Source organism: Cupriavidus sp. KB_39 (genome assembly GCF_052114485.1).
GTDB lineage: Bacteria > Pseudomonadota > Gammaproteobacteria > Burkholderiales > Burkholderiaceae > Cupriavidus.
This window is the reverse complement of the sequence record NZ_JBFREV010000140.1, coordinates 1-983: the sequence shown is the minus strand read 5'-3', so window position 1 is coordinate 983 and position 983 is coordinate 1. Positions and strand designations below refer to the sequence as shown.

Annotated in this window: 1 pseudogene; it reads left to right on the top strand. The window is 58.8% G+C overall.

Annotated features, from left to right (window positions below):
• Nucleotides 1-33: 33 nt before the first annotated feature.
• A pseudogene (locus tag AB4Z27_RS29130) lies at nucleotides 34-983 on the top strand (hypothetical protein); the annotation flags it as partial.

Here is a 983-nt window from a genome sequence, read left to right as displayed (position 1 = left end):
GGGGTACGGCGTCTCTACCGTGGGGACCGGTAAATGAAGCCCTTCACGATCAGTCGATGCCTGCTCACAGCTGTGGCCGTGTCGCTTCTGATGGGCTGCGGCCCGTCGCGCGCCGAACGTGAGGAGACAGAACGGGCACAGGAATGGCTAGAAACGTTGCAGCGGGCCGCGCACGCAGCCTATTCAACGCAACCATCGGGGAAACATCGGGAATGCTTGGGTCGACATGTTTTCGACGTAGACACCTCCGCCCAATGGCCCGCTAATCCTGACAAAGAGTTCGTCTTCTCTCTTCGACACAGCTACAACGTGAAAGAAGTGAATAAGATTGAGGTCGACAATACGAGGGTGGCGGTTATCTTCGACCCCAATGGAAGCGATTTTGATTTCCAACATAGGGCCCTCGATCTTGATCGAAAGAACGCGCTAGATCGTCAAGCCAGCGAAGTCGCCACCGCAAGAGAACTGCTTCTCAGCCCACATTACGCTGAGTCGAAGGATTCGTTTGAAAAGACAATCCGCGATGCTGACATGTGGATCGCACACGCCAACCTCGATCATCGTTTCGATACCGGCTTGCGCGACAGCCTGGGTGTGTGGTCCGCGGACCCGGAACGCCTCCGCAAGAACGACCCACATCCCGAAGAATTCAGGGAAAAGCTCACTGCCTACGTCTACCGCAAGCCCTGGCTGCATATCTTCGAGCAGACCGGCCGCGCAGACCAGCCAGAGGCCAACCGGGCCCGCATGCGTGCCTTCCTCAAACGCTTCCGCGCGCGTGCCGAGTTCGAGATTCCCACCGAGCCCGGACTGTGCATCCCCTATGCCTTCCTCGCTGACGACGGCACGCTTCCCTTCCTCATCAAGCTCGGCATGCGCTATCCCGATGCACTTGGCGTGACCTACACCTTCGACATGGGGTATCTCACCCCTGACACCGAAGGCGGCGGCCCACTGTTTGACTCGCTGGGCGTGGCCGCCAT